This is a genomic window from Streptomyces sp. ActVer (assembly GCF_027270795.1).
Classification (GTDB): domain Bacteria; phylum Actinomycetota; class Actinomycetes; order Streptomycetales; family Streptomycetaceae; genus Streptomyces; species Streptomyces umbrinus_A.
On record NZ_JAPWHT010000049.1, the window covers coordinates 12648 to 36391 of the forward strand.

The following is a 23744-nucleotide window of genomic DNA, read 5'->3' on the forward strand; positions in this document are numbered from 1 at the left end:
CTGAAGGGAGCGCCCGGGGAAGTGTGGAGGGACGTGCCGCTCAGTGCGCGGAGGCGTCGGCCACGGCCGCGAGAGCCCGTCGCAGCTGACCGGCGTCAGGCGCGCCGGCAAGGCCCTGGGGGGTGCGGTACACCCGGCAGGCCAGCCCTGGCGGGCGGCCCGGCTCGGTGAACAGGTCGCGCCCGTCGACGAGGATGGTCGGGGAGCCGGTGAAACCGTCGCGCTCGGCCTCGGTCTGGTCGGCGATCACGCGCGTGGTGAACCCGGTCTCGCCCAGCCCGATGTCGTCGAGCGCCTGCCGCAGTCGGTCGGCGACGGTCTGCTCGTTGGGGCAGCCGGACACGACCAGGACTTCGATCTCCATGCCTTCAGGATCGCGCGCCTGCGGGCCGCGGGGAAACCGAAGGACCCGCGTTCACCGGGGCGCTGCCGCGCACAGCCTTTCATCCGGAACGGGAAGGATCCACCGGCCGGCGGCAGCGACGTCCACTTTCACACCGGTCCAATGAGCTGCCTCTCGCGGTTCCAGGGCGCCGGGCGCCACCGCTCGGGCACTGCTCGCGCCTCTAGGCCGCGTTCCCCGGGAACGGCGGTGGGGTGGCACGCAAGCACTCCGCATGCCACCCGACCCCCGTGGTCATGCCCGATAAGCCACGATTGCCATCATCCCGGCCTCGCCGTGGTAGGCGTTGTGGCAGTGCAGCATCCACTGGCCGGGGTTGTCGCCATCGAAGAAGACGGACAGTTTCTTCTTCGGCAGGACGATCGCGGTGTCCTTGCGCGGGCCCAGGTCGCCGAGCTGGTAGGTGTGGCCGTGCAGGTGCATCGGGTGCCACATGGTGGTGTCGTTGATGAAGTCCAGCCGCACCCGCTGGCCCTCCTCGATCAGGATCGGGGTGGCATCCGGGTTGGCCATGTCGAAGGGCTTGCCGTTGATGGCCCAGTTGTAGTGCATCATGCCGCCGGTGAGCTTGATCTGGTGCGTGACGTCGGTCCTGACGGACTTCAGGCGCACGTCGTCGGCCGCACGGAGCCGGGAGGCGGTCATGATCAGGCCGTCGAGTTCCTTCGGCCGTACGGACGCCGACGGTGCGCGGCCGGATCCCGTACGGACCAGAGCCAGACCCTGTGCGTTCTTGCCCTCGGCCGCGGCGACCAGGGGGAAGACGCCGTCGCCGAGGGTGACCAGGACGTCGTAGCGTTCGCCCATACCGATGAGCAGGGCGTCCACCTGCTGGTGCTGGACCGGGTAGCCGTCGGTGTGGGTGATGGTCAGCCGGTGGCCGCCGAGCGCGACCCGGTAGGCGGTGTCGGAGCCGGCGTTGATGATCCGCAGGCGCACCTTGCGGCCGGGCTTGCCGGTGTAGACATCCGGGTCGGCCGGAATACGGCCGTTGACCAGGTGGTGCGGGTACTTCACGTCGCCGGCGTCGCCGCCGAGCAGGTCGCTTGTGGCGCCCATGAACATGAACCTCGACGACATCCCGGCCGACGAGGAGGACGGGGAATCCTCACTCATGTCCCCCATGCCGTGCATGTCGTGGCCCTCCGTGCCCGAGCCGGAGGCGCCGCCCATGTCCATGCCGCCCATGCCCTGCCTGAGCTCGGCGAAGACCTCGTCGGGGGTACCGGTGACGCCGTCAACCCAGTCGTCGAGGACGACGACCCATTCGTCGTCGTACGCCAGCGGCTCGCGCGGATCCTCCACGATCAGTGGGGCGTACAGGCCGCGGTCGAGTTGGACGCCGACGTGCGGGTGGAAGAAATACGTGCCCGGGGCGTCGGCAACGAACCGGTAGGTGAAGTTGGCGCCGGCCCGGACGGCGGTCTGGGTGGCTGGGGGCACACCGTCCATGTCGTTACGGAGGGCAATTCCGTGCCAGTGGATCGAGGTGGTGGTCTTGCCCGGCAGCTGGTTGGACAGCTCGGCCATCAGGGTGTCTCCGGCGGAGAGCCGGATCTCCTTGCCGGGGGTCTGCCCGTCGAAGGTCCAGGTCTTGACCCGGACGTCGCCGCCCAGGTCGAGCATGGCGGGCGCCGCGGTCAGGGTGATCTTGTGCTCCCTGCCGGTGCCGGCCCGCTTCTTCTCCACGCGGGTGACCTGAGAGCCGGACGGGCTGACCAGGGCGGGAGTGCTGCCGGAGGTGCTGCAGGCGGCGAGCGCGCCCGCTCCAGCGGCGCCGAGTCCGGCGAGCAGGACGGAGCGGCGGTTGATGCTGTTCACGATGTGAGTCCTCTTGTTCGAGCTGCATGTGGGTCGCGGACGCAAGACGGCACACAGGTGCCGTGGGCGCGGCCTAGATACGCAGCTGGGAGAGGACCGACAGGTCAGGTGGCGCGCGGCCGATCGTCCCGGCGGACACCGGGCCGGATCGGGCCTGGTACGGGTTTGCCGACTGCCCGGCAAGCCCCTGCGGCGGCACAGCGAGCTTGACCACCTCGACGCTCGCAGTAGTGCAGTGCTGCATGCCCGCAGTGGCGCAGGCGCTGTGGGGAGAACTGTGCGCGGACGCACTCGCGCCGGGCACGTCCGTGTGGCCGGCGGCGGAACTCATCAGCATGGTGTCGGCGGACGAGGACGCCATGCCCGGCATGACGTGCCCGGCATGCGGGGCGGAAGGCGCGGAGGTGACAGCGATAGCGGCAGTCTCATGGTGGACCAGCACGGCCAGGGCGGCGCACAGGGCAATGACGACGCCGCGCGCCCACCGCACGGCGCCCGCGCGGGCTGACTGTGTCGCCATCGCCTCCACCCGGACTTCTACTTTCCGAGCCCCGTGGGTAGGAGCTCGCCGACCGCCCAATATACCCCCGAGGGGTTTATCTGGCCTTGAGGTCGCGGATGCGGTCACAGGCGCAGTGTGCGGCGCAGGGCGAGGGCGAGTTCGCCGAGCTTGCCCTCGCCCGCGGCCGGGTCCGAGCGGGCGGCGTCGGTCACGCAGTGCCGCACGTGGTCGTCGAGCAGGCCGAGTGCGACTTCCTGCAGGGCTCGGGTGACGGCGCTGATCTGGGTGAGGACGTCGATGCAGTACCGGTCGTCGTCGACCATGCGGGTCACCCCGCGCACCTGGCCCTCGATCTTGTGCAGCCGGGCGAGATGGTCGGACTTGTGGTCGGCATAGCCGTGCGGTGCTGGGTCCGGAGTACCTGCGGGTCCGGAGATGGTGGTCACCTGGTCTCATCTCCTCGTGGCGTGCCGTGCGCAGCAGATGCCCGGTAGCGGTCCGGGTCGGCGCAGAAGGTGGCAGCGCATCCGGCGGAGCAGAAGTAGTACCACTCTCCGTCCATCACGTGACGCTCCGCTGCGGTCTCCGGGTCGAATTGCATGCCGCACACCGGGTCAGTGACAGCGGTGGCGGACTCGTGTGGATGGTCGTGGCTGGGGCGCTTGCCGCTCACTTCGCCCTCCGGTGTGGTGGCGGACCGGGGCGCGTGATCGGCCGGTGTCTCCGTCCGCGGCTCGGCCCCCGGTTCGCCCGCTGCCGCTGCGGCGGGCGGCAGCGAGCTGGTGTGCCAGCGCCGCAGGCGGGAGGCGTTGGTGACCACAGACAGGGAGGACAGGGCCATGGCGGCGGCGGCGATGATCGGGCTGAGGCGGATGCCCCACACCGGGAACAGGGCTCCTGCGGCGAGGGGGACGCCGACGGCGTTGTAGACGAGGGCGAAGAACAGGTTCTGCCGGATGTTGCGCATGGTGGCGCGGGAGAGCCGGATGGCGGTGACGACTCCGGTCAGGGAGCCGGAGATCAGGGTGATGTCGGCGGCCTCGATGGCCACGTCGGTGCCGGTGCCGATCGCGAGTCCAACGTCGGCGGCGGCCAGGGCGGGGGCGTCGTTGATGCCGTCCCCGACCATGCCCACCGTGCGACCCTCGCCCTGCAGGCGGCGGATCTCATCCGCCTTGTGCTCGGGGAGCACCTCGGCCAGGACCCGGTCCACGCCGACCTGTGCGGCGATCGCCGCGGCGGTGGCGGCGTTGTCGCCAGTGAGGATGACCACGTCGAGGCCGAGCCGTTGCAGGGCTGCGATGGCCTGGGTGGAGTCGTCCTTGACCGTGTCGGCGACGGCGAGCACTCCGGCCGCGCGGCCGTCGACGGCCGCGAGTACGGCAGTCCTGCCCTGGGCGGACAGCTCGGCCGCGACCGGGGCCAGCGCGGTGGTGTCGATGCCGGCGTCGGAGAGCAGCCTGGCGGTGCCGACCAGGACGGCACGGCCGCCGACGGTGGCCTGCACGCCCTTGCCGGTGACCGAGTCGAAGCCGCCCGCCGCACCCAGGGCGAGGCCGCGCTCCCGGGCCCCGGCGACGATCGCCGCCGCGAGCGGGTGCTCGCTGTCCGCCTCGGCCGCTGCGACCAAGGCCAGCAGTTCGTTCTCCTGGAAGGCTTCCGCCGTGTGCACGTCGGTGAGCACGGGCTTCCCGGCGGTGACGGTGCCTGTCTTGTCCAGCACCACGGTGTCCAGCTTGTGTGCGGTCTCCAGTGCTTCGGCGGAACGGATCAGGATGCCGGCCTGGGCGCCCTTGCCGGTGCCGACCATGACCGACAGCGGGGTGGCCAGGCCCAGGGCGCACGGGCAGGCGATGATCAGAACGGCGACTGCGGAGACCAGCGCGAGGGTGAGTGCCGGTGCCGGTCCCACGGTGTACCAGAGCGCGAAGGTGGCGATGGCGATGGCGATGACGGCGGGCACGAAGTAGGCGGAGACCGCGTCGGCGAGCCGCTGGATGGGGGCCTTGGACGCCTGGGCCTGCTGCACCAGGCGGACGATCTGCGCGAGCATGGTGTCGGCGCCGACCTTGCTCGCGCGTACCCGCAAGGATCCGGTGCCGTTGACCGTGGCGCCGATGACCGTGTCCCCGGCGCGTTTGGTGACCGGCATCGGCTCGCCGGTGACCATCGACTCGTCCACCGCCGAGGAACCCGACAGCACCTCCGCGTCGACCGGCACCTTCTCCCCGGGCCGGATCAGCACCTCATCGCCGACCGCCACGTCCTCCACCGGGATCTCCGTCTCGGTGCCGTCGCGGATCACGCGGGCGGTGCGGGCCTGCAGCCCGAGCAGCGCGCGGATGGCCTCACCGGTGCCGGCCTTGGCGCGCGCCTCCAACAGCCTGCCGAGCAGGATGAGAGTGAGGATCACCCCGACCGCTTCGAAGTACACCTCGCGCACGTTCTCGGGCAGCAGGGTGGGGGCGAGCGTGACGATCAGGCTGTATCCGTACGCGGCCGTGGTGCCCAGCGTGATGAGGGAGTTCATGTCCGCGCCCCGGTGACGCAAGGTGAGCCAGCCGGTGAAGTGGATCGGCCAGCCGGTGTAGAGCATCACCGGCGTGATCAGAGCCAGCTGCAGCCAGTGGTTCAGCAGCCAGCCAGGCACCCAGTCGGCGCCGAAGAGTTCGTGCGCCATGACGGCGAAGAGCACCGGGGCGGTCAGCACCGCGCCGAGGGCGACCCGCCGGGTGAGGTCGGCGATCTCCGCGAACCGCTCGGCGGACTCCGCGGCCTCCGCCTCGGCTGCCGCGGCCTCGCCGCCCGGCAAACTGCTCGCCGGCCCAGCAGGAGCAGTCGTGGTGGCAGCCGCTGTCCGGCCTCCACCGTCCGGGGCGGCATCCGTGCCACTGGCCGGTTCGACCAGCAGCGTGCCGTGGATCATGTTCATGCCGCATGCGAAGCCGAACGAACCGGCCTGATCCGGGCTGAGGTGCACGGTGGTACGCGCGTACGCCGGGAGCCCGGCGCTGACCCGCAGGTCGGGGAAGACGACCCGGGAGGTGCACTCCCCGCTCTCCTGCCGGTCGAAGACCAGCTCCACCGGCACCCCCTGGCGGACCTTGATGACGTCGGGGCTGTAGCCACCCCGCACGGTCACCTCGACCCGCTGCATCCCGCCCTCGATCAGCGCGGTGCGGGCCCTGCGCGGACCGAAGAAGAACCAGCCCAGACCGGCGATCAGCACTGCCGCGAAGACCACCACGACGACATCGGCAACATCCATGGCAGATCGGCCTCCCTGCGTGTTCACTCCCTCCAGCCTCGCTCGCGGCTACCCCAACCAGGTAGGGGCTGACCGGCCCCCCGCCCCGGGACCAGTGGACCCTGGGCCCCCAGGCCAGAACGGGAGGACGCTGGAAGCAACACAAGAACGAGGCCGGACAACGCGGGCCCTACGCCCGCCGCCGGGTGACCTGGGGACGTGATGGTGATGATGTTCTGGTACGACCACGACGTCAGCGGATGGGGCTGGTTCGCGATGTCGGCCGGCATGATCCTGTTCTGGGCGTTGATCATCACCGCCGCCGTCCTGCTCTTCAGGGCCCTGGGCCGCCCCCACGAGCACACGCACAGCCCGGCCGGTCCCTCGCCCGAGCAGTTGCTCGCCGAGCGGTTCGCCCGCGGCGAGATCAACGAGGAGGAGTACCAGCGCCGCCTGACCGCCCTGCGCTCCTCGGACCCTCTCACCAAACACTGACCCGCCCTCCCAAGGAGGAGGCCCCGCCATGAGGAACAACCGGAATTACGGCCTGTACGCGATCGCCGTTGCCATCGCCTTCGTCGGCGCCCTGGTGCTCGGCATGCCCGTGGGCAGCCTCGCCCTCCTTGCCATCGTCGTCGCCTGCCCGCTGATGATGTTCTTCATGATGCGCGGCATGCACGGCGGCCACGGCGGTGGTGACCAGCACACCGACGACAGCGATTCGCTGCGCAAGCATGACCACCACCAGCACCCCGGAGGCCGGCTGTAACCGGCCGGATCCCTGCCTCGACGGCATGGCGAGGAGAACGCCATGAGCGCCGTGATAGCCATTTCGATCGGCACGCTGATCCTGGCGGGCGTGGTCTACGACATCGCGCGCCTGATCACGCCGGACGAGCCCCGCTGCCCTCCCCTGGCACGCCTTCGGGGTCGGCGCGCCGCTCTGGAAGACGCTGAGCGATGGTGCGTCGGCCTGCGCTTGCACGGCCGGATCGACGCGTCCACCTACCAGCACCGGATGAGCGGCCTCGCCCGCGGCCGACGCAGACCAGTCACCAATCGCACAGCCTCGACGAGGAGGACGTGATGGCGGATGCCGCATACGGCCTGTGGCCGCTGGTGGTGCTCAACACCCTGCTCTTCATCGTCTTCGCCGCAAGCTTCTTCCACCCGAAAACCAAGCGGGACTGGCGGGCGATGGGCGCCTACAGCGCCTTCCTGGTGGCGTTGTTCACCGAGATGTACGGCACCCCGCTGACCATCTACCTGCTGGGCAGCTGGCTCGGCAACCAGTTCCCGCTGCTCAAGGACACCCACGCAGGCGGTCACCTGTGGAACGACCTGACCAACTGGCAGGGTGATCCGCACCTGAGCCCCTTCCACCTCGCCAGCTACGTCGCCATCGGCGTCGGCTTCTGGCTGATCGCCGCCGCCTGGAAGGTTTTGCACGAGGCCGCCCAGCACGACCACCTCGCCACCACCGGCCCCTACGCCTGGGTGCGCCACCCGCAGTACGACGGCTTCCTGCTCATCATGATCGGGTTCCTGCTGCAGTGGCCCACCATCCCCACCCTGATCATGTTCCCGGTCCTGGTGTACGTGTACGCCCGCCTCGCCCGCAGCGAGGAACGCGAGGTCGCAGACCGATTTGGCGAGCAGTGGACCGCCTACTCCGCCAGTACCCCGGCCTTCTGGCCCAGGCGGCCCCACAGGATGCCGCCCGCCAGGAAGCACGGCACCCCCAGCACCCCCGGGTCCGCGAGCGGATCCGACTCACGAGCCACGCGGAGGTGACTTGGCGTGGAAGCCCTCGTCTGGACTCTGATCGTCCTCGGGGACCTGGCCGCCGCCGCGTGCGCGGTGCATCTCGCCCGGCGCCACAGGCGCGGCCCCGCGCAGCTGGTCCGGTCCATTAACCGCGCCGCCCCCGTCCTCCTGGCGGCCGGTCTGCTTCCCCTTTCCGCGCTCCTTGCCGCTGACGCGTCCGCGGCAGCGTGGGGTCTGTGGGGCGCCACCACCATCACCGCCGCCCTGGTCTACGCCTACGCCGACACCCTCCGCGACCTGCCGCCGCACGCACGGACGGCATCCCCGACCGGGAGCGGGCCGTGAGCGGCCGGGACCAGCGGGAAACACCGAACAGCGGTCCCAACCCGACCGCTCCACCGCACACCAGCGTGATCGAACCCACCCGGCCGAGCGCCGACCGCGCGGTCCTGGAGGCAACCGGGGTCGCGAAGACCTACCGGCGCGGCCTGTGGCCGGCCTCGCGCCGGATACCGGTGCTGCGCGGGGTGGACCTCACCCTGGCCCCTGGCGAAGTGGTCGGCCTCGTCGGGGAGAACGGCTCGGGCAAGAGCACCCTGATGAAGATCCTGGTCGGCGCGCTGGCCGCGGACGCCGGCACCGTTGTCCGCAGCGGGCGGCTGGGCTACTGCCCGCAGGAGCCGATCGTCTATGAACGTCTCACCTGCGACGAGCACTTCGAGCTGTTCGGCCGGGCTTACCGCCTGTCCCAGGAGGCGGAGCGGCGCTCGCGCAAGGACATCTACGCGTCGCTCGGCTTCGAAAGCTACGCCGGCACCCGCGCGGACCAACTGTCCGGCGGGACCCTGTCCAAGCTGAACCTGGGCCTGGCGCTGCTGGCCGACCCCGAGGTGCTGCTGCTGGACGAGCCGTACGCAGGCTTCGACTTCGACACCTACCTCAAGTTCTGGGACCTGGTCGGCCAGCGCCGCGAGGCGGGCCGCTCCGTGCTGATCATCAGTCACTTCGTGACCGACCAGGAGCGTTTCGACCGGATCGTTCAGCTGCGGGACGGGCGGGCGGTGCCCCGGTGACCGCCGCGCCGTTCACCCGCCGGTTCCTCATCGAGGCCGCCCGGACCCCGGTCAACCTGCTCGTGCTGGTCCTGGTCCCGGTGGCGTTCGTGGTGGTGGCCGCCGGACCGATGGCGGATGCCGCCGAGCTGCTCGGCGGCCCCGGCGGTCCCGCGGTGCAGACCGCCACCGCCGGGTGGGCCGCCGCCTTCATCGCCGCGATCGCCATGTACTTCCAGATGCGCGGCGCCCGCGCGGCCGACCGGCGCCTGGTCCTGGCCGGGCTGGCCCCCTCCCGTCTGGTCGCCTCCCGCATGGCCACCGGTCTGGCACTGGCACTGCTGGCCGCCGCAGCTGCCCTGCTGGCCCTTCAATTGCGGACCGGACTCGGTGACGATCCGGGGCGGGTACTGGCCGGGACGCTGATGTTCGCGGTGATCTACCTGGCGATCGGTGCGCTCATCGGCGTCCTGGTCGCGAACCCGGTCAACGGCACCGTGCTGGTGCTGTTCGTGTGGATCCTGGACGTGTTCTTCGGTCCCGCGATCGGCGCGGCGGACCGTCCGGTGACCCGCATCCTGCCGACCCACTTCGTGACCCTGTGGATGATCGACCTGCCCTCCGGCCATGGCGGGCAGATCGGCGATCTCGGCTGGGCCCTGGCCTGGGCCGCCGCGGCGGCTGCGGCCGGCTGGACGGTGATCATCGCGACCAGCCGCGTCGCCCGGCCCCGCCGCCATGCCGGACCCGGCTCGGCCGTCGACCAGGTGGCGGCAGGCGTGCGGATGGGCCTGCGGGAGACGGGGCGCAACCACGTGCTGTGGGCGCTGCTCGTCGCCGTACCCGTGGTCTTCGTCCTCCTCGCGGTGGCCACCACCCCAGACGAGTTCACCTCCATGACGGTGCGCGAGCACGGCCGCGCCCTCTCCCAACAGGTCTGGCTCCCCGACGTCCACGGCGGCACCATGGCCCCGATCGCCATCGCCTCACTAGCCACCCTCGCCGGACTGTTCACCGTCCTGAACGCCCGCTCCGCCGACCAGCGCCTGGCCCTGGCAGGCTTCCGCCCCGGCAGCCTGCTCGCCTCCCGGCTGGCCGTCGTCACCCTGCTGGCGCTGCTCGCGACCGCCGCCTCCCTCGCCGTCACCGCAACCGTCTTCGATGCCCGCCAATGGGGCCTCTACATCGCCGCCAACACCCTCATCGCCCTCACCTACGCCCTGATCGGCGTCCTGATCGGCCCGATCTTCGGCCGCGTCGGCGGCGTCCTCATCGCCTTCCTGGTGCCCTTCCTCGACATCGGCATCGAACAGAGCCCGATGCTGCACCCCCAGCCCCCAACCTGGGCCCACGCCCTGCCCGGCTACGGCCCCGGCCGCGTCCTCATCGACGCAGCCATCACCCCCACCTTCGACGAAACCGGCGCCCTGCTCCTCGCCCTCGCCTGGCTGGCCGCCCTCACCACCGCCGCGGCCCTCCTGTTCCGCCACGCCACCACCTCACCCCGCTGACACCCACACCCGCACCCGTGTTGCGCCGGGCCAGCTTTCAGGCGAACAGGCGATGCGGACGGCGGTACCGCCATGGCGAGCGCCGCCTTGGGCGGCGAGCCTGAGTGCGATGGCGGTCCGACGGCCGCGCTCTGACCCCACAGCCCTCGCCCGAAAGGCCGAACCGCATGTCACCCACCCGTCCGCACCGGGGCCGTGCCGCTCGCGCCGTGGCAGGAGTGTTCACCCTGCTCGCCCTGGCCGGCTGCTCAAATGGCGGCAACGGCACCGCCCCCGCCACCAGCCCCTCATCCGCCGCAACCAGTGACGGCACCGGCACGGCGCGCGTCGTGATCGAGAACTTCACCTTCAGCCCGGCGGATCTTCAGGTACGCCCCGGAGCGAAGATCACCGTCGTGAACCGGGATTCGGTCCCGCACACCGTGACCGCCACCGGGGACAAGACGACGTTCGACACCGGCAACATCACGGGCGGCGCAACAGTCGCCTTCACCGCTCCGTCCAAGGCCGGCAGCTACTCGTACCTCTGCACCATCCACCCGAACATGAAGGGCACCCTCACCGTGCGCTGAGTCCAGGGCTGCAAGCCCGCGCGCCTGGCCCCGGCCGCGCCTACGATGACGCTGTGAGCCCGAGCACGCCGACGTCGTCTTCGTGGCCGCAGTCGACGCTGGGGCTGCGGGCGTTGCTGGTGCTCACGGTGCTGGTCGCGCTCGTGGGCATGCACGGCCTGGCGTCCGCGAACCCCGTCCCCTCCGAACACGCCGGGCCGCATGCCTCGCGCCAGATGGCAGCTGATGCCGGTTCGCCGTACGCGTGCCACACCGATGACTGCGGCAGCGCAGAGCGGCACGCAAGCCACGCGGACCAGATGTGCGCCTCAGGGGCGATCCCCGCTCCCGCCGTGATCCCGGCCCTGGCCGCCTCGGTGCCCAGCGGTATGGCCACGGCAGCACAGCCCCTCACCCCGGTGCCGTACCAGCCCGCAGGCGGACGCTCTCCGCCCTCGCTCGCCGAACTCCAACTCCTGCGGATATAGGAAGCGCCCCGCGGCACACCGCCCTCACACACGGGCCTGTCGCCGCGTCCAGGTATGCCCTGATCCCCTTCGATCCCAGGAGCCCTCCCATGCACGCGAACCGTTCCCTGACCCGCCGTACCGCCCTGACCGCCACGGCAGCGGCGGCCGCGCTCGTCCTGGCCGCCTGCGGCGGCAACGGCGACACCGGCACCGCCGACACCTCTCCCGGCACCACCACGTCCGCCTCCATCCCGGCAGGCGAGCACAACCAGGCCGACGTCACCTTCTCTCAGGGCATGATCCCGCACCACCGCCAGGCCATCACCATGGCCGACATGGCCGAGACCCGGGCCTCCTCCAGCAACGTCAAGGCCCTCGCCTCACAGATCAAAAAGGCGCAGGACCCGGAGATCGAGACCATGTCCGCCTGGCTGAGGGCCTGGGACGAGAAGGTCCCCCAAGGCATGGACGGAATGGACGGCATGGATCACGGTGACGCCTCGTCCATGCCCGGCATGATGAACAACCAGCAGATGGACGACATGCGAGATGCCTCCGGCACGGCATTCGACACCATGTTCCTGACCATGATGATCGAGCACCACGAAGGCGCCGTCGAGATGGCCGAGACCGAGAAGAAGCAGGGCACCTACGGTCCCGCCAAGGAACTCGCCGACGACATCATCACCGCCCAGAACGCAGAGATCACCCAAATGCGGAAGATGCTGGGCACGAACTGACCCCGCCCCCCGGCGGGCGGCACCGCCGGGGGCCGCCCAAGGTCTTCTTACCTGATCAATTGCCACGTCCACCAGGACGCCCGTGATCAGACTTTCCGCTCTGCCCCGGAGCCAGAAATACCGCTCTTGGTGAAGCACGAAGCACTTCGCATGCTCAAACCCGGGTAGCCAGCTGCACTTCCTGGAAGATGCATGCGCCAGCACCGCGCGTGCTGGACGCCACGCTTTGGCCACTGCTCCTCAGAGGCTGCCACATCGCGCGTGACACCCAAGTGGCCATCACACAGGCGGGAAACTGGTTTGATGTCGTCGGCCCTCTCGACAGGCCCAACTCCCCGGCAGTGTGCTCGCTGGAGTGTGGGCTTCATCACGTGCCGGCCCGGGGAAAGCGACATGATGAGCTGCGCGAATGCGACACGAGCCGAACCAGCAGCTCGGCTGTAAAGCGACACGGCCTGCGGGGGACACGGTCTCTGCGGAAACAAACTTGCTGCGCGAATTGCACTGGAGCCCGACCGCCCTCGGGATCGTCATGGGCGCCGGCGGAATCGGCGGCATCCTCGGAGCCCTCGTCTGGCAGCCCCTGGAACGACGCTGGGGCCCAGGCAAGGTGATGCTCGGCGCGCTCGCCCTCAACCCCCTCGCCCAGATCCCTCTGGTCCTCGCCGCCCCCGGGCTCGGCGGGCAGTTGTCCATTGGCGCTGGCATGGTCATCCAAACCGGTGCCGCGGTGTGCCACGGCGGACTCCAGCGCGCCGTCCGCCAGGAACTCGCCCCCGACCATCTCCAAGGACGGGCCCAGGCCACCGGCTCCTGGCTCGCCTTCAGCCTGCGTCCGTTCGCCGCCCTCGCCGCCGGCGCGCTGGGTACCCTGCTCGGCCTGCGCCCCACCCTCACGCTCATCACCGCGGCCCTGATCGTCCCGTTCCTGGTGCTGTGGAACTCGCCCGTCCGCGCGCTCGGCCCCGCCGCCCCCATCTCCCTGACCCCGACCGAGGAGCCCGCCAACCCATGACGCTCACAAACCCAGCCGATTACTGGGACCCGCTGTGGGCATCGGGACGCCGCTACCGCGGCCTCGACCCCGAGGAACAGCAGCTGACCCGCCACTTTCTCGGCGCCGGCCGCAGCCGGCCCGCGCTCGACATCGGATGCGGCGACGGGGCCCTCGCCCAGTACCTGCACGCCGACCTGGGATACCGCACCACGGCGATCGACTGCTCCTCGGCCGCTCTGAAGATCGCGCAGGCCGAGCAAAATGCGAACGACGGCCCGGTCTTCCAGCAGCTGGACATCGAGACCGACGACACCAGCGTGCTTCCCGACGCCGGCTACGCCCTCGTCACCTGCCGCCTGGTGTTCGCCTTCATCAAGGACAAGCCCGCGTTCCTCGACCACATCCGATGCCTCCTCCCGCCCGGCGGAACCTTCTGGGTGGTTACCCCTATTGCTGAACGCCTCCCAGCGGAACGGAAATCCCTCGGAATCACCGCGCAACAGGAGGAATTGCTGACCGCGCTCTGGTCATCGGTCCAAAGCGAAGACCTGGACTCGATGCGCTGCTACGCCCTGCGCCCCTGACCTGCCACGATCCAAAGCCCTGACCTCGACGAGGGCCCCACGATGGCGGGAATGGCCGATTCAGGCCATTGCTGCCCGCAGGTGGGCCAACAGGCCCTCGGTGTCCGTCAGATCCGGAAAGACGAAGTCGGCGTCGGCGGCACGGAGTTCCGCCACCGAGTGGATGCCCGAGGCGACAGCAACACAGTGTGCCCCGGCGTCATGCGCGGCTTGCACGTCACGAGGCGTGTCACCGATCAGCACGGTCGGCGTCGTCATCGCCACGCCATAGACGGCATGTACCCGGGCCCGGGCAGCGTCGACGAGCTGGGCCCGGTCCTCGCTGTCTTCGCCGTACCCACCCACGGACATGTCGAGCAGGACGTCGAGAGCGAAAGCCCCCAGCTTGACGCGCGCATTCGCTGCGATGTTGCCCGTGAGGACCGAGGAACAGACCTCGGAGTCAGCCGCGAGCGCCTTCAACGCCTCCTGGACACCGGGCAGAACCCGGCCTCGTCGCCGCAGGTCCTCCTCGCGGCCCCGCCCGGCTTCTTCCAGCGCCTGCCGCGCCGACTCCCATCCGGGAACCGGCAGAGCGTGCTGGACGAACATCTCGCGCATGATCGCCCGGTCGGTGCGTCCTTCCGTCGGCGCGGGCAGGTCGGCATCCCGCCCCGCGAGGGCCTTGAAAGCGTTGGCGTAGATCTCTTTGCTGACGCCAGCGTTGTCTACGAGGGTGTGGTCTACGTCCCAGAGCACGATGAGCTGCACGTGCCCAGGGTAAGCAGCGTGAACTGCCTGTTAATAGTGCCCCCTTGGGACGTCCTGGCGTCCCGCAAGATCTTGCCGCGTCCCGGGACGTCCTGCGAGGATGCGGATGTGAACGAGCGGCTGCGTACGGTGATGATCCAGCGGAAGGTGACGCCGGAGGACCTTGCGGCCTCTTGCGAAGTCGACGTCAAGACGGTGGAGCGCTGGATCAGCCTGGGCCGGCAGCCACTTCGCAGGCACCGCTGGGCGGTTGCGAGGCATCTCGGCGTGGACGAATCGTATCTGTGGCCGCCAGAGGAGGACGACGCGCCGGCCCAGCCGACGGAGCAGGCGGAACTGGTCGCTGCCTTTCCCAACCGCGCGAGTGTCCCGCAGAAGACCTGGGTCCGCCTCCTCAAGTCCGCGCAGGAGCACATCGATGTCCTGGTGTTCAGCGGGACGTTCTTCGCCCAGACGAACCCGCGCGTGGCGGCGATGCTTGCCGAGCGCGCCGACGCCGGCGTCCGGGTCCGCCTGTGCTTCGGCGACCCGTCCGGCAATGCGGTCGCCGTCCGCGACGAGGAAGAAGGGATCGGCGGCACGCTCTCCGCCAAGATCAGGGCATCGCTCACCTACTACCGCAAGCTGATCGGCACCCCCGGCTGTGAGGTGCGCCTCCACGACACGACCCTGTACAACAGCCTGTTCCGCTTCGACGACGTACTCCTCGTCAACCCGCACGTGTGGGGGCAGCCCGCCAGCGCCAACCCCCTGTTCGAACTGCGCCGCCTGGGGGACGACGGCTGGTTCGACCACTACGCCGGCAGCTTCGACGCCGTCTGGGAGACTGCAAAACCCTGGTCACCCGAATCCATGTGAGGAGCGCGGCCCGCGATGGGACGTACGGAGTACTGGTACGACGAGAACGCACCCAAGCCGAACACCCTGATCCCCGCGTGCAACATGCTCGCCGCCCGGGAGACCGACGGTGCCATCCTCCTGCAGCGCCGCCGCGACACCGGTCAGTACGCACTCCCCGGCGGAGCCATGGACATTGGCGAATCCCCGGCCCAGTGCGCGGTGCGGGAATGCAAGGAGGAGACCGGAGTCGATGTCATGCCCATCGGCCTCCTTGGCGTCTACTCTCTCCCCGAACATGTGGTCGCCTACACGGACGGCGAGATCCGGCAGGCATACGAAGTGACCGTGATCGGACGCCCCGTCGGCGGCGAACCGACTGTCAACGACGAAGCAGACGACGTCCGTTGGGTCCTGCCCGGTGATCTGGACTCGTACGACATCCACCCCTCCATGAGGAAGCAGATCGCCCACTACCTGGACGGGACGCATCCCCACGTCGACTGAGCGCGGTGCGCTGCCTTACCGCTCGGCCAGGATCAGCCGGGCTTCGACTCTGTACACAGCAGTGCGAAGATCCTCGTCGGCCCGGCGGATGAACCGGCCGACGATGCTGTCGCGGTCGTACCGGGTGAGGATCTCCGACAGCCGGACATCCACGGTGGTGGGAGTGCCGTCCGGGGTGGTGGTCATGTCGCAGTACACGAGAGCATCCACCAGCTCGGCGTGGTCGAGGATCGGGAACTCGGCCTCCAGCTCCTCCCGCAGTCCGCGCTCCTCTGCCTCCAACAGTGCGCACGAGTGATTGGCGACCAGCCGTACCAGGCGCTCGTCCGCCGCCGAATGGTCGCGCAGGTAGCGGGCGCCGTCCAGCGGATGGAAGCCCGTTGTGGCCAGTGACGGCGTGTAGCCGATGTCGTGCAGCATCGCCGCGGCCCACAAGAGTTCCGCATCGTCGCCCAGGATTCCCCCCAGGGACTGCGCCTTTGCGGCGACGCCCTGAGAGTGCGCCCAGCGCCGCGGCAGGGGCTCGGCAAGGAGGGACCCGGCCAGGTCACGGGCCCAAAGGGTGAGATCCATGCTCCGCAGCCTATGGGGGAGGCGCGTTGACCGTTTGGTGATCAGTAGGACGTCCCAGGACGTCTCGGGTAGTCCCCGCGCTTCGCATCTAGCCAGCTTTCAGCAACGGCATTTAGGGGCGGTTGCCTCATGGGGGCCTTTCCTGGTCAAGGGCGCGACGTAGCAGTCGCGCGGTGGGAGGTCCTCGTCGCCGGGGCGCGGGCGGCAGCCGCCGACCCTGCCCAGTACCTGACCGTATGCAGGGCAGTATGTGCCTGTTCACCGGGGCCGCCGCCTACCCCTGGCACTTACGCCCCGGCATCCTCGAAGACGTCGTCACGGCCTTCGACTTTCTCTGGAGTCCCCGCGTGAGTGAGCAGCCCGACCGGCAGATCCAGAAGCCGTTCCTGTACGTCGTCGTATGCGCGGCCGGTGTCGCAGGCGACGTCGGCACGCTGATCACTGCTGCTCAGGGAGCAGAATGGGACGTGGGTGTCGTCGCCACCCCGCAGGGCCTCGGCTTCCTCGACGCCGAGACGGTCGAGGCACAGACCGGCTACCCGATCCGCTCGGCCTGGCGTTCGCCCGGAGACCCTCGTCCGCTGCCGCCTGCTGACGCCATCGCGGTCGCGCCGGCCACCTTCAACACGATCAACAAGTGGGCCGCCGGCATCTCCGACACCCTGGCGCTGGCCATCCTTTGTGAGGCGTACGGGCTCGGCATCCGCACCGCGGTCCTCCCGTATCTGAACTCCGCCCAGGCCGCCCATCCCGCGTACCGCCAGAGCGTGGAGCGGTTACGCGAGATGGGCGTCCTGATCGGCTCGTACGAGCCTCACCAGCCGAAGGCCGGCGGTGGGGCGGACCGGTTCCGCTGGGAGGAGGCGTTGGAGCTGTTCACACCCAGGCTGGCCGCGCGACCAGTTACGGGGTGAGCCGGTTCGGCCCGCGGAAGAGGAAGCTGGCCTCGCGGATGGAGTCCAGGCCGAGCAGCACCATCAGCACGCGCCCGAGGCCCATCCCGAGCCCACCGTGGGGCGGGCACCCGTACCGGAACGCGTTCAAGTAGTCCCGCATCGGTTCAGGGCTCATGCCCTTCGCGGCGGCCTGCTCCAGCAGTACGTCATACCGGTGCTCGCGCTGCGCACCGGTGGTGACCTCCAGCCCCTTCCACAGCAGGTCGAAGCTGAGCGTCCCGCTCGGGTCGTTGGCCGGCCGCATGTGGTAGAAGGGCCGGATGTTGGCCGGGTAGTGAGTGATGAACACGAATTCGTGGCCGGTGGCCTGTTGGATGTGAGCGCTGATGCTCCGCTCACCCTCAGGGTCCAGGTCCTCCTTGCCCCCTGCCCGGTCCCAGCCGCTCTCGCGCAGGATCTTCTGCGCTTCGGCCATGGTGACGCGGGGGAATGGCGTCGTGGGCACGGTGACCTCGACACCGAAACGCTCGGCGATCGCCCCGCCGTGTGCGTCCGCGACCTTGGCGATCGCGTGGGCGAGCATCTGCTCCTCGAAGGCCATCACGTCCTCGACCCCGTCGATCCAGGCCAACTCCACGTCGACGCCCGTGAACTCGGTGGCGTGCCGGGAGGTGAACGACGGCTCGGCGCGGAAGACCGGCCCGATCTCGAAGACCTTGTCGACGCCCGCCGAGATCGCCATTTGCTTGAAGAACTGCGGTGACTGCGCCAGGTAGGCGCTGCCGCCGAAGTAGCCGAGCTTGAAGACCTCAGCCCCCGACTCTGAGGCGGTGCCCATGAGCTTGGGGGTGTGCATCTCGGTGGCGCCCTGCGCGAAGGCGTACTCGCGCATGCCCTGTTCCAGGGAGGTCTGCACGGCGAACATCAGCTGAGTGGCGGGACGGCGGCGCACGTCCAGGAAGCGCCAGTCCATCCGTTGTTCCAGGCCGGTGTGCTCGTCGATCGGCAGCGGTGTGGCGGCCGGGTTCAGGACCTCAACCGCCTCAGGGACGATTTCCAGGCCGCCAAGCTTGACCTGGGCGGCGTCGACGACGCGGCCGGTGATCTTGACTGCGGATTCGGGGGTGAGAGCTTCGAGTTGGGCCTCCACCGGCCCGTCCTTGCGCTTGTGGGTCACCTGCACCATGCCGGTGCTGTCGCGCACGATGACGAACTGCATAGTGCTCTGCAGGCGAAGGGTGTTCACCCATCCGCAGACAGAAACGGTACGGCCGATGTGTTCTCGCAGGTCGGAGACGTGTACGCGGCTGTGGATCATTCGGGTCCTCCGAAGGACGTCGTCATGATCCCTTGGGAGTGCGGGCGAGAAGGGCAACTCGCGGTACCACCGCACTTTCGCCGCCACGCGGTGGCGGCCTCATTCGGCCCGGTGACGGGGGCCGGCCGGCGGGGCATTGGACCACCGAGCGGGGTCGTTCCTCCCCGCGCTCGGGAGGGTCTTCACCACAGAGCACGAGACCGCCTTCCCAGCTTCCGGCGGCTCTCTCGGCTCGTGTGATCTGTGGCTACTCGTCTCCGTCGACGCGTTGCTGTGCAGGGTACGGAGCGTGTAGCGGCGATGGCAATCAAGAACCTGCCGTGAGCGGGTCCCATACGGCTGGCTGCGGCTGTCGATGCTAACGGTGGTTTCCGTACGGCAGACGCTCGGCGAAGTCGTGATTGAGGGAACTTGAAGGTGCCGAGCTGTACCTCAAGTTGGGCCGCAAGGTCACCCCCGTCGACGTCTGAGTGGGCGGTTCGTGAGTCTATGAGCGGTTCTGGTGTCGCCTGATGGTGTGGGCGAAGCCGGAACGTTCCGGTCCGGTGCCGGTGGCCTGCTGGGATCGGTTGGATGAGTGAACGCAAGCCGTACCAGAGCGACTTGTCCGACGAGCAGTGGGCGTTGATCGAGCCGGTGCTCACGGCCTGGAAGAACCGCCACCGTTCCGTGAGCGGCCACCAGGGCCGCTATCCGATGCGGGAGATCGTGAACTCGATCCTTTACCAGTCCCGGACCGGCTGTCAGTGGGCCCTGTTGCCGAACGACCTGCCGCCGAAGAGCGCGACGTACTACTACTTCGCCGCCTGGCGGGACGACGGCACCGACCAGCAGATCCATGAACTGCTGCGCTGCCAGGTGCGGGAGAGGAACCGGCGATTAGAGGACCCGACCCTGGTGATCCTGGACACCCAGAGTGTCCGGGCGGCCACCGGGGTCCCCGCAGTCACGACGGGCAAAGACGCCGCGAAACGGATGCCTGGCCGCAAGCGGGGACTGGCCGTGGACGTCCTCGGCCTGGTCATCGCCGTCACCGTGGTGGCCGCGAGTGTCCACGACAACGCCGCTGGCATCGCTCTCCTCGACCAAGTCGCCGTCGCGGCCGGCGGCTCGGTCAGCAAGGCCCTGGTCGACCAGGGCTTCAAGAACCAGGTCGTCACGCACGGGGCCGCCCTCGGCATCGACGTCGAGATCGTCCGGCGCAACCCTGAGGAGAAGGGATTCGTTCCGCAGCCGAAACGGTGGCGGGTGGAGCAGACGTTCGGGACCCTGATACTGCACCGGCGCCTGGTCCGCGACTACGAACACCGCCCGGCCTCCTCCACCTCACGCGTCTACTGGGCCATGACCCACGTCATGGCCCGTCGGCTCACCGACGCCAACACGCTCACCTGGCGCGATCCGCAGATGGCCGGCGCGTGAACCTCAACCCCCTCTTCCAGGCGCTTGACCTTCAGGAAGACGCAGCCCGGGCCCTGGCCGGCGATCTCCGCACCCAGATCGACACCCTTCAGACCCAGCTCCGCGAGGCCGAACTGCGTCTGGAACACCTCGCCATCACCCGCACGACCATCACCGGCCTCGCCGACCGAATCCCGGTCCAGAGCCCCGACCCATCAGGGAGTCTGGAGCTGCCCGAGCACCCGGACTACCCGCGCATCCTCGCCGTCTTCAACGACACCACCGGCCCACTGAGGGCCCGCGACATCTGCCAGACCCTCGACTTCGAGCTCCTGCCGAAACACATCGAACGCACCCGAGCCAAGATGAAACGCCTGGTCACACTAGGAATCCTCACCGAGGCCGAGCCCGGCACCTTCAGCAAGAAGCAGTAACCAAGTCCGGAACGGACATCAACTCACGAACCGCCCACTGAGATCAGACGCGGCGCCGACTCACCTGCGTGAGTCGCCGCCGTTTCCGTTTGGCTTTGAGGCGTGGCAGGCGCGTTGTCAGGGCGCCGATCGATGGTCATGCGGGGGGACGGCAGTTCCGATCGGTGTCGACCCGAGCAAGACCGTCGATGCCATGCCCGGAATGCTCGCACGGATCACGAAGCCCAACCGTGCCCCAGGGAGAGTCGGCCGACTTGATGTGCGTCGCGTTGCTCCGTGATCCATCGCTCGACCTGGCCCACGGAGTTCGGCAATGGTTGGTCCGTGGTGTCGAGCAGTTGAGTGCGCCATCGGGGATCACAGGCATGCCAGCTGGTCCAGCGGTGCCAGACCATCTTGTGCCAGCTGTTGTCGATGATGATGTCGGGCCGGTGGCGGGGGTTGAGAGCGTGCTGCCGGTGCCATGTGGCCCAACCGAGGAAGGCGTCGACGGCCGGCGTGTCCCACCGGCCGGGGTCACGTGCGGCAAGACGAGCGCGCCGGACCTCGTCGGCGACATCGACCAGGCATACGGCGATGCCATCGAGAAGCGGCGCGGAGGGCACGGCGAGGACTTCACCCAGGGGAGACTGGCCGGTGAGTAACAGGTCGATGCCGCGCTCCTGGTACTCCAGCGCGCGCTGCACCCACATCTCGGTCATCCGGTGGCGCCAGTGCAGGTCGGCGCCCGCTGGCACACCAAGTTCATCAAAGTCGTGCACGACGATGTGCGGGAGCCTGCTGGCGGTGGCGTAGGCGAGCGTCGTCTTGCCCGAGCAGCTCGACCCGGTGAGCTTGAACAACATCGCCCCACAGTGCCAGCGCCTTAGCGCCGCTCTCGACCCATTTCTGCTCGCCCACTGCCTCGGCCGGGTACCAAGCGCGGTAGCGGGCGCCAGGCCGGGCCAGGTCCGGGTTAAGCCGGTGATCATCCACGTCATGAGGGCGGCGGTGACGGCGATCTGGACAGCGACGGCACGTGCACGGGCAGGAGCCTTCGGGCGGGAGGGGAAAGGGTGCGGGGGCGGCCCCTTAACCGGGGCGCCGGGTGTCAACGCTCGGGCTTGGGGGGCCGCTGCATGAGCGCGGCGGCGGCCTCGTCGAGGGTGACTTTCTCATGCAGCAGGGCGGAGATCACTTCCGTGATCGGCATCTCCACGCCCTGGGCATGGGCCAGGGCGAGAATCGCCTCGGCGGATTTGACGCCCTCGGTAGTCTGCCGGGTGGCGGCCGTCGCTTGTTCGACGCTCAGGCCCTGGCCGAGGTGGGTGCCGAAGGTGCGGTTGCGGGAGAGCGGGGACGAGCAGGTGGCCACCAGGTCGCCGAGGCCGGCAAGCCCTGCGAGGGTGGCCGGGTGGGCGCCCATGGCCACAGCCAGCCGGGTGGTCTCCGCCAGCCCGCGTGTGATGAGCATGGCCGAGGCGTTGTCGCCCAGGCCCATCCCGGAGGCGATGCCGACCGCCAGAGCGATGACGTTCTTCACCGCTCCACCCAGCTCGCAGCCGGTCACATCGCTGCTGGTGTAGGGCCGGAAGTACGAGGTGTGGCACGCCTGCTGGAAGCGTCGGGCGGCGTCCTCGTCGGCGCAGGCGACGGTGGCGGCGGCGGGCTGGCCCTTCATGATCTCGCGGGCGAGGTTCGGGCCCGACAGCACCGCGACCCGGTCCGCACTCACGCCGGTCACCTCGGTGATGACCTGGCTCGCTCGTTCCCTGCTGCCCAGTTCGATGCCCTTCATCAGCGACACGATCACGGTGTCGGGCCCGATGTGCGGTGTCCACGCGGCGAGGTTGGTCCGCAGGGACTGGGCGGGGATGGACAGCACGAAGTAGTCGGCGCCGTGAAGCGCGGCGGCCGGGTCGGTCGTGGCCGTCAGAGTGGGCGGCAGCTCGACATCCGGGAAATAGCCGGGGTTGCGGTGAACCGTGTTGATCGCGTCGGCGATCTCGTCCCGGCGGGCGTGCACGATGACGTGGGTGCCGGCGTCGGCCAGGATCTTGGCGACTGCGGTACCCCAGGAGCCGGCCGAGAACACCGCCGCACGGGCAGAACGGTGCTGGGTCACTGGGGGGCCTCTCGCCGGACGTGGGCCCGTCACCGGGGCGGCACCCGGGCCCCGACATCTTATCGGCGGTGCCAGGCCCAGCTGGAACACACGCGGGGCGCCGCAGGACCAGCAGGAGGGCGCGGCGGCCGGGCAGTGTGGGCAACACCTGGTGAGCTTCGCGCAGCATGATCTGCGCCTGTTTCTCGCCCAGCCCGCACTGGAGTTCGTCGGCGTGGGCGATCCACAGCCGGTAGGGCCGGTCCCACATCGCGGGCTTCGCGGGCCGCTCGTTCATGTGCTCCACCGCGAGCCTGGCCGCGTGTGCCTGCTTCTCCCAGACGGGTTCCGCGCCGCGCCGCAGCGCCCGGGTCAGAACCAGTCGGCCGCCGGGGCCAGGACGCGGCCCAGCTCGCCCACCGCCACTGCCCGGTCGGCGGTGCGAGGGCGTCCACGTACACGATGCCGTGGGCACTGGAGCTGGGCGGGCCGGTGTCCTCCAGCTCAGCAACGCGGAAGGCAGCCCGGTCGGCGGACATGCCGAAGCGGGGGCGACGGCCGGTGGCCTGGACGATGGCGACCGGGGAGAGGTGGAAGCCGTTGACCGGCCGGAGCGCGGGGGCGGAGGGCTTCTCGTGGAGTCGCATGGGGAAGCATCCGACCGTGGCCTACCCCGCAGATAAACCGCTTGCAGCCGATGGCCGTGGCAACTCCTTGATCTCGTTCGCGCGGGGCGGTGAGACAGCGCCGCCTCAGGACGCCCCGCTGCCGGCGGCGCTGGTGGCCTTGTGGCGAGCCGGCCGGGTCCTCATGGTCTTCGATCGCTACCGTCAGTCCTGGGAGCTTCCAGGGGGGAGCATCGAAGAGCGCGAATCCCCTCGCCAGGCGGCCACGCGCGAACTGCTGGAAGAGAGCGGGCAACAGCCTGATGAACGGTTGCGGTTCATCGGCTACGCGCGATTCGTGCTGGCGCCTGACCGGCGAGCCGAATATCTGGCCCTGTACGCAGGAACCTGCGCCGAGACCCGCGCCTTCGAGCCCACCGAGGAGATCTCGGCTATCCGCTGGTGGGACCTCCTCGAACGCCTCCCGGGGTATGTGCAGCCCCTGGACGCCTACCTCGCCGCGCTCACCCGGTAGCCCAGCAGCCGCCGCCACCGCGCCATCGAGCAGTGGTCAATGTTCAGCGGCCAACGGTCAAGGTTCGCTGTCACCGGACATCATGTCCTTCGACAGGGAACACAGTCGCTCCCAGTCCTTGCCATCCAACCGAGTCGCCGCAGGTCAACGGGGTCAACCC

The 23744-nt window shown here is 69.5% G+C and carries 28 protein-coding genes; 18 read left to right on the top strand and 10 right to left on the bottom strand.

The genetic code is table 11. The features are described from left to right. Positions 1-40: 40 nt before the first annotated feature. The 5 genes from O3Q52_RS11125 to O3Q52_RS11145 form a co-directional block, all read right to left on the bottom strand. The gene (locus O3Q52_RS11125; protein WP_269648624.1) at positions 41-364 is read right to left on the bottom strand and encodes a hypothetical protein; all 324 of its coding nucleotides are present in this window, start codon (positions 362-364) and stop codon (positions 41-43) included. Positions 365-637: 273 nt separating this feature from the next. Further along, entirely contained in the window at positions 638-2224 is a 1587-nt protein-coding gene (locus tag O3Q52_RS11130; RefSeq protein ID WP_269648625.1) for a multicopper oxidase family protein, read from the bottom strand. A 73-nt stretch (positions 2225-2297) separates the two neighbouring features. Further along, positions 2298-2744, bottom strand: coding sequence for a hypothetical protein (locus O3Q52_RS11135; protein WP_269648626.1), 447 nt, complete (start codon positions 2742-2744; stop codon positions 2298-2300). A 104-nt stretch (positions 2745-2848) separates the two neighbouring features. After that, complete coding sequence (locus O3Q52_RS11140) at positions 2849-3163, bottom strand: metal-sensitive transcriptional regulator (protein ID WP_269648644.1); 315 nt, start codon at positions 3161-3163, stop codon at positions 2849-2851. A gap of 5 nt (positions 3164-3168) precedes the next feature. Further along, positions 3169-5994, bottom strand: a complete 2826-nt coding sequence (locus tag O3Q52_RS11145; RefSeq protein ID WP_269648627.1) for a heavy metal translocating P-type ATPase — start codon at positions 5992-5994, stop codon at positions 3169-3171. Between the two features lie 207 nt (positions 5995-6201). On the opposite strand from O3Q52_RS11145, the gene O3Q52_RS11150 reads away from it, so the two are divergent. The 12 genes from O3Q52_RS11150 (at position 6202) to O3Q52_RS11205 (ending at position 13645) form a co-directional block, all read left to right on the top strand. After that, the gene (locus O3Q52_RS11150; RefSeq protein WP_269648646.1) at positions 6202-6468 is read left to right on the top strand and encodes an SHOCT domain-containing protein; all 267 of its coding nucleotides are present in this window, start codon (positions 6202-6204) and stop codon (positions 6466-6468) included. A 28-nt stretch (positions 6469-6496) separates the two neighbouring features. Then, complete coding sequence (locus O3Q52_RS11155) at positions 6497-6742, top strand: DUF2933 domain-containing protein (protein WP_269648628.1); 246 nt, start codon at positions 6497-6499, stop codon at positions 6740-6742. A gap of 42 nt (positions 6743-6784) precedes the next feature. Next, a complete protein-coding gene (locus O3Q52_RS11160) occupies positions 6785-7060 on the top strand; it encodes a hypothetical protein (protein WP_269648629.1) in 276 nt (91 codons plus the stop codon). Next, positions 7060-7767: an isoprenylcysteine carboxylmethyltransferase family protein gene (locus O3Q52_RS11165; protein WP_269648630.1), complete on the top strand. Its 708-nt coding sequence runs from the start codon at positions 7060-7062 to the stop codon at positions 7765-7767. Before O3Q52_RS11160 ends, O3Q52_RS11165 begins: the two co-directional genes overlap by 1 nt. A gap of 6 nt (positions 7768-7773) precedes the next feature. Then, positions 7774-8085, top strand: coding sequence for a hypothetical protein (locus tag O3Q52_RS11170; protein ID WP_269648631.1), 312 nt, complete (start codon positions 7774-7776; stop codon positions 8083-8085). Then, the gene (locus tag O3Q52_RS11175) at positions 8082-8813 is read left to right on the top strand and encodes an ABC transporter ATP-binding protein (RefSeq protein ID WP_269648632.1); all 732 of its coding nucleotides are present in this window, start codon (positions 8082-8084) and stop codon (positions 8811-8813) included. The genes O3Q52_RS11170 and O3Q52_RS11175 overlap by 4 nt, the downstream gene beginning before the upstream one ends. Then, positions 8810-10303: an ABC transporter permease gene (locus tag O3Q52_RS11180; protein ID WP_269648633.1), complete on the top strand. Its 1494-nt coding sequence runs from the start codon at positions 8810-8812 to the stop codon at positions 10301-10303. The genes O3Q52_RS11175 and O3Q52_RS11180 overlap by 4 nt, the downstream gene beginning before the upstream one ends. 167 nt (positions 10304-10470) lie before the next feature. Beyond that, entirely contained in the window at positions 10471-10875 is a 405-nt protein-coding gene (locus O3Q52_RS11185) for a cupredoxin domain-containing protein (RefSeq protein ID WP_269648634.1), read from the top strand. A gap of 53 nt (positions 10876-10928) precedes the next feature. After that, positions 10929-11342, top strand: coding sequence for a DUF6153 family protein (locus O3Q52_RS11190; RefSeq protein ID WP_269648635.1), 414 nt, complete (start codon positions 10929-10931; stop codon positions 11340-11342). A gap of 89 nt (positions 11343-11431) precedes the next feature. Continuing rightward, positions 11432-12064: a DUF305 domain-containing protein gene (locus O3Q52_RS11195; protein WP_269648636.1), complete on the top strand. Its 633-nt coding sequence runs from the start codon at positions 11432-11434 to the stop codon at positions 12062-12064. 487 nt (positions 12065-12551) lie between these two features. Continuing rightward, on the top strand, positions 12552-13079 hold the full coding sequence (locus O3Q52_RS11200) for an MFS transporter (protein WP_269648637.1): 528 nt from the start codon (positions 12552-12554) through the stop codon (positions 13077-13079). Beyond that, on the top strand, positions 13076-13645 hold the full coding sequence (locus O3Q52_RS11205) for a bifunctional 2-polyprenyl-6-hydroxyphenol methylase/3-demethylubiquinol 3-O-methyltransferase UbiG (RefSeq protein ID WP_119580340.1): 570 nt from the start codon (positions 13076-13078) through the stop codon (positions 13643-13645). The genes O3Q52_RS11200 and O3Q52_RS11205 overlap by 4 nt, the downstream gene beginning before the upstream one ends. 60 nt (positions 13646-13705) lie before the next feature. Here O3Q52_RS11205 and O3Q52_RS11210 read toward each other — a convergent pair whose 3' ends face one another. Continuing rightward, positions 13706-14395: an HAD family hydrolase gene (locus O3Q52_RS11210; RefSeq protein ID WP_119580339.1), complete on the bottom strand. Its 690-nt coding sequence runs from the start codon at positions 14393-14395 to the stop codon at positions 13706-13708. A gap of 108 nt (positions 14396-14503) precedes the next feature. On the opposite strand from O3Q52_RS11210, the gene O3Q52_RS11215 reads away from it, so the two are divergent. Both O3Q52_RS11215 and O3Q52_RS11220 read left to right on the top strand, forming a co-directional pair. Further along, on the top strand, positions 14504-15253 hold the full coding sequence (locus tag O3Q52_RS11215; protein WP_119580338.1) for an XRE family transcriptional regulator: 750 nt from the start codon (positions 14504-14506) through the stop codon (positions 15251-15253). Positions 15254-15268: 15 nt separating this feature from the next. Beyond that, the gene (locus O3Q52_RS11220) at positions 15269-15739 is read left to right on the top strand and encodes an NUDIX hydrolase (RefSeq protein WP_119580337.1); all 471 of its coding nucleotides are present in this window, start codon (positions 15269-15271) and stop codon (positions 15737-15739) included. A gap of 15 nt (positions 15740-15754) precedes the next feature. On the opposite strand, the gene O3Q52_RS11225 is transcribed toward O3Q52_RS11220, so the two are convergent. After that, the gene (locus O3Q52_RS11225) at positions 15755-16312 is read right to left on the bottom strand and encodes an HD domain-containing protein (RefSeq protein WP_119580336.1); all 558 of its coding nucleotides are present in this window, start codon (positions 16310-16312) and stop codon (positions 15755-15757) included. A gap of 347 nt (positions 16313-16659) precedes the next feature. Here O3Q52_RS11225 and O3Q52_RS11230 point away from each other — a divergent pair, with 347 nt between their 5' ends. Beyond that, complete coding sequence (locus tag O3Q52_RS11230) at positions 16660-17226, top strand: flavoprotein (protein ID WP_240439295.1); 567 nt, start codon at positions 16660-16662, stop codon at positions 17224-17226. Here the strand turns inward: O3Q52_RS11230 and aspS are convergent. Then, positions 17216-18526, bottom strand: a complete 1311-nt coding sequence (gene aspS, locus O3Q52_RS11235) for an aspartate--tRNA(Asn) ligase (protein ID WP_269648638.1) — start codon at positions 18524-18526, stop codon at positions 17216-17218. The genes O3Q52_RS11230 and aspS overlap by 11 nt on opposite strands. A gap of 573 nt (positions 18527-19099) precedes the next feature. Here aspS and O3Q52_RS11240 point away from each other — a divergent pair. Beyond that, entirely contained in the window at positions 19100-19948 is an 849-nt protein-coding gene (locus O3Q52_RS11240) for an IS5 family transposase (protein WP_269648639.1), read from the top strand. Then, the gene (locus O3Q52_RS11245) at positions 19945-20361 is read left to right on the top strand and encodes a hypothetical protein (protein ID WP_269648640.1); all 417 of its coding nucleotides are present in this window, start codon (positions 19945-19947) and stop codon (positions 20359-20361) included. The genes O3Q52_RS11240 and O3Q52_RS11245 overlap by 4 nt, the downstream gene beginning before the upstream one ends. Positions 20362-20576: 215 nt before the next feature. On the opposite strand, the gene O3Q52_RS11250 is transcribed toward O3Q52_RS11245, so the two are convergent. Both O3Q52_RS11250 and O3Q52_RS11255 read right to left on the bottom strand, forming a co-directional pair. Beyond that, positions 20577-21206, bottom strand: coding sequence for a hypothetical protein (locus tag O3Q52_RS11250; protein ID WP_269648641.1), 630 nt, complete (start codon positions 21204-21206; stop codon positions 20577-20579). A 245-nt stretch (positions 21207-21451) separates the two neighbouring features. Further along, entirely contained in the window at positions 21452-22465 is a 1014-nt protein-coding gene (locus O3Q52_RS11255; protein WP_119580332.1) for an NAD(P)H-dependent glycerol-3-phosphate dehydrogenase, read from the bottom strand. A 642-nt stretch (positions 22466-23107) separates the two neighbouring features. On the opposite strand from O3Q52_RS11255, the gene O3Q52_RS11260 reads away from it, so the two are divergent. After that, the gene (locus O3Q52_RS11260; RefSeq protein WP_269648642.1) at positions 23108-23584 is read left to right on the top strand and encodes an NUDIX hydrolase; all 477 of its coding nucleotides are present in this window, start codon (positions 23108-23110) and stop codon (positions 23582-23584) included. Positions 23585-23744 lie beyond the last annotated feature (160 nt).

What these genes read in the sequence shown, in the direction of transcription:
- O3Q52_RS11135 (WP_269648626.1), bottom strand. Translation starts at nt 2,744, where the DNA reads ATGGCGACACAGTCAGCCCGCGCGGGCGCCGTGCGGTGGGCGCGCGGC.
- O3Q52_RS11205 (WP_119580340.1), top strand. Translation starts at nt 13,076, where the DNA reads ATGACGCTCACAAACCCAGCCGATTACTGGGACCCGCTGTGGGCATCG.
- O3Q52_RS11165 (WP_269648630.1), top strand. Translation starts at nt 7,060, where the DNA reads ATGGCGGATGCCGCATACGGCCTGTGGCCGCTGGTGGTGCTCAACACC.
- O3Q52_RS11150 (WP_269648646.1), top strand. Translation starts at nt 6,202, where the DNA reads ATGATGTTCTGGTACGACCACGACGTCAGCGGATGGGGCTGGTTCGCG.
- O3Q52_RS11145 (WP_269648627.1), bottom strand. Translation starts at nt 5,994, where the DNA reads ATGGATGTTGCCGATGTCGTCGTGGTGGTCTTCGCGGCAGTGCTGATC.
- O3Q52_RS11125 (WP_269648624.1), bottom strand. Translation starts at nt 364, where the DNA reads ATGGAGATCGAAGTCCTGGTCGTGTCCGGCTGCCCCAACGAGCAGACC.
- O3Q52_RS11195 (WP_269648636.1), top strand. Translation starts at nt 11,432, where the DNA reads ATGCACGCGAACCGTTCCCTGACCCGCCGTACCGCCCTGACCGCCACG.
- O3Q52_RS11160 (WP_269648629.1), top strand. Translation starts at nt 6,785, where the DNA reads ATGAGCGCCGTGATAGCCATTTCGATCGGCACGCTGATCCTGGCGGGC.
- O3Q52_RS11240 (WP_269648639.1), top strand. Translation starts at nt 19,100, where the DNA reads ATGAGTGAACGCAAGCCGTACCAGAGCGACTTGTCCGACGAGCAGTGG.
- aspS (WP_269648638.1), bottom strand. Translation starts at nt 18,526, where the DNA reads ATGATCCACAGCCGCGTACACGTCTCCGACCTGCGAGAACACATCGGC.
- O3Q52_RS11250 (WP_269648641.1), bottom strand. Translation starts at nt 21,206, where the DNA reads ATGTTGTTCAAGCTCACCGGGTCGAGCTGCTCGGGCAAGACGACGCTC.
- O3Q52_RS11185 (WP_269648634.1), top strand. Translation starts at nt 10,471, where the DNA reads ATGTCACCCACCCGTCCGCACCGGGGCCGTGCCGCTCGCGCCGTGGCA.
- O3Q52_RS11155 (WP_269648628.1), top strand. Translation starts at nt 6,497, where the DNA reads ATGAGGAACAACCGGAATTACGGCCTGTACGCGATCGCCGTTGCCATC.
- O3Q52_RS11225 (WP_119580336.1), bottom strand. Translation starts at nt 16,312, where the DNA reads ATGGATCTCACCCTTTGGGCCCGTGACCTGGCCGGGTCCCTCCTTGCC.
- O3Q52_RS11220 (WP_119580337.1), top strand. Translation starts at nt 15,269, where the DNA reads ATGGGACGTACGGAGTACTGGTACGACGAGAACGCACCCAAGCCGAAC.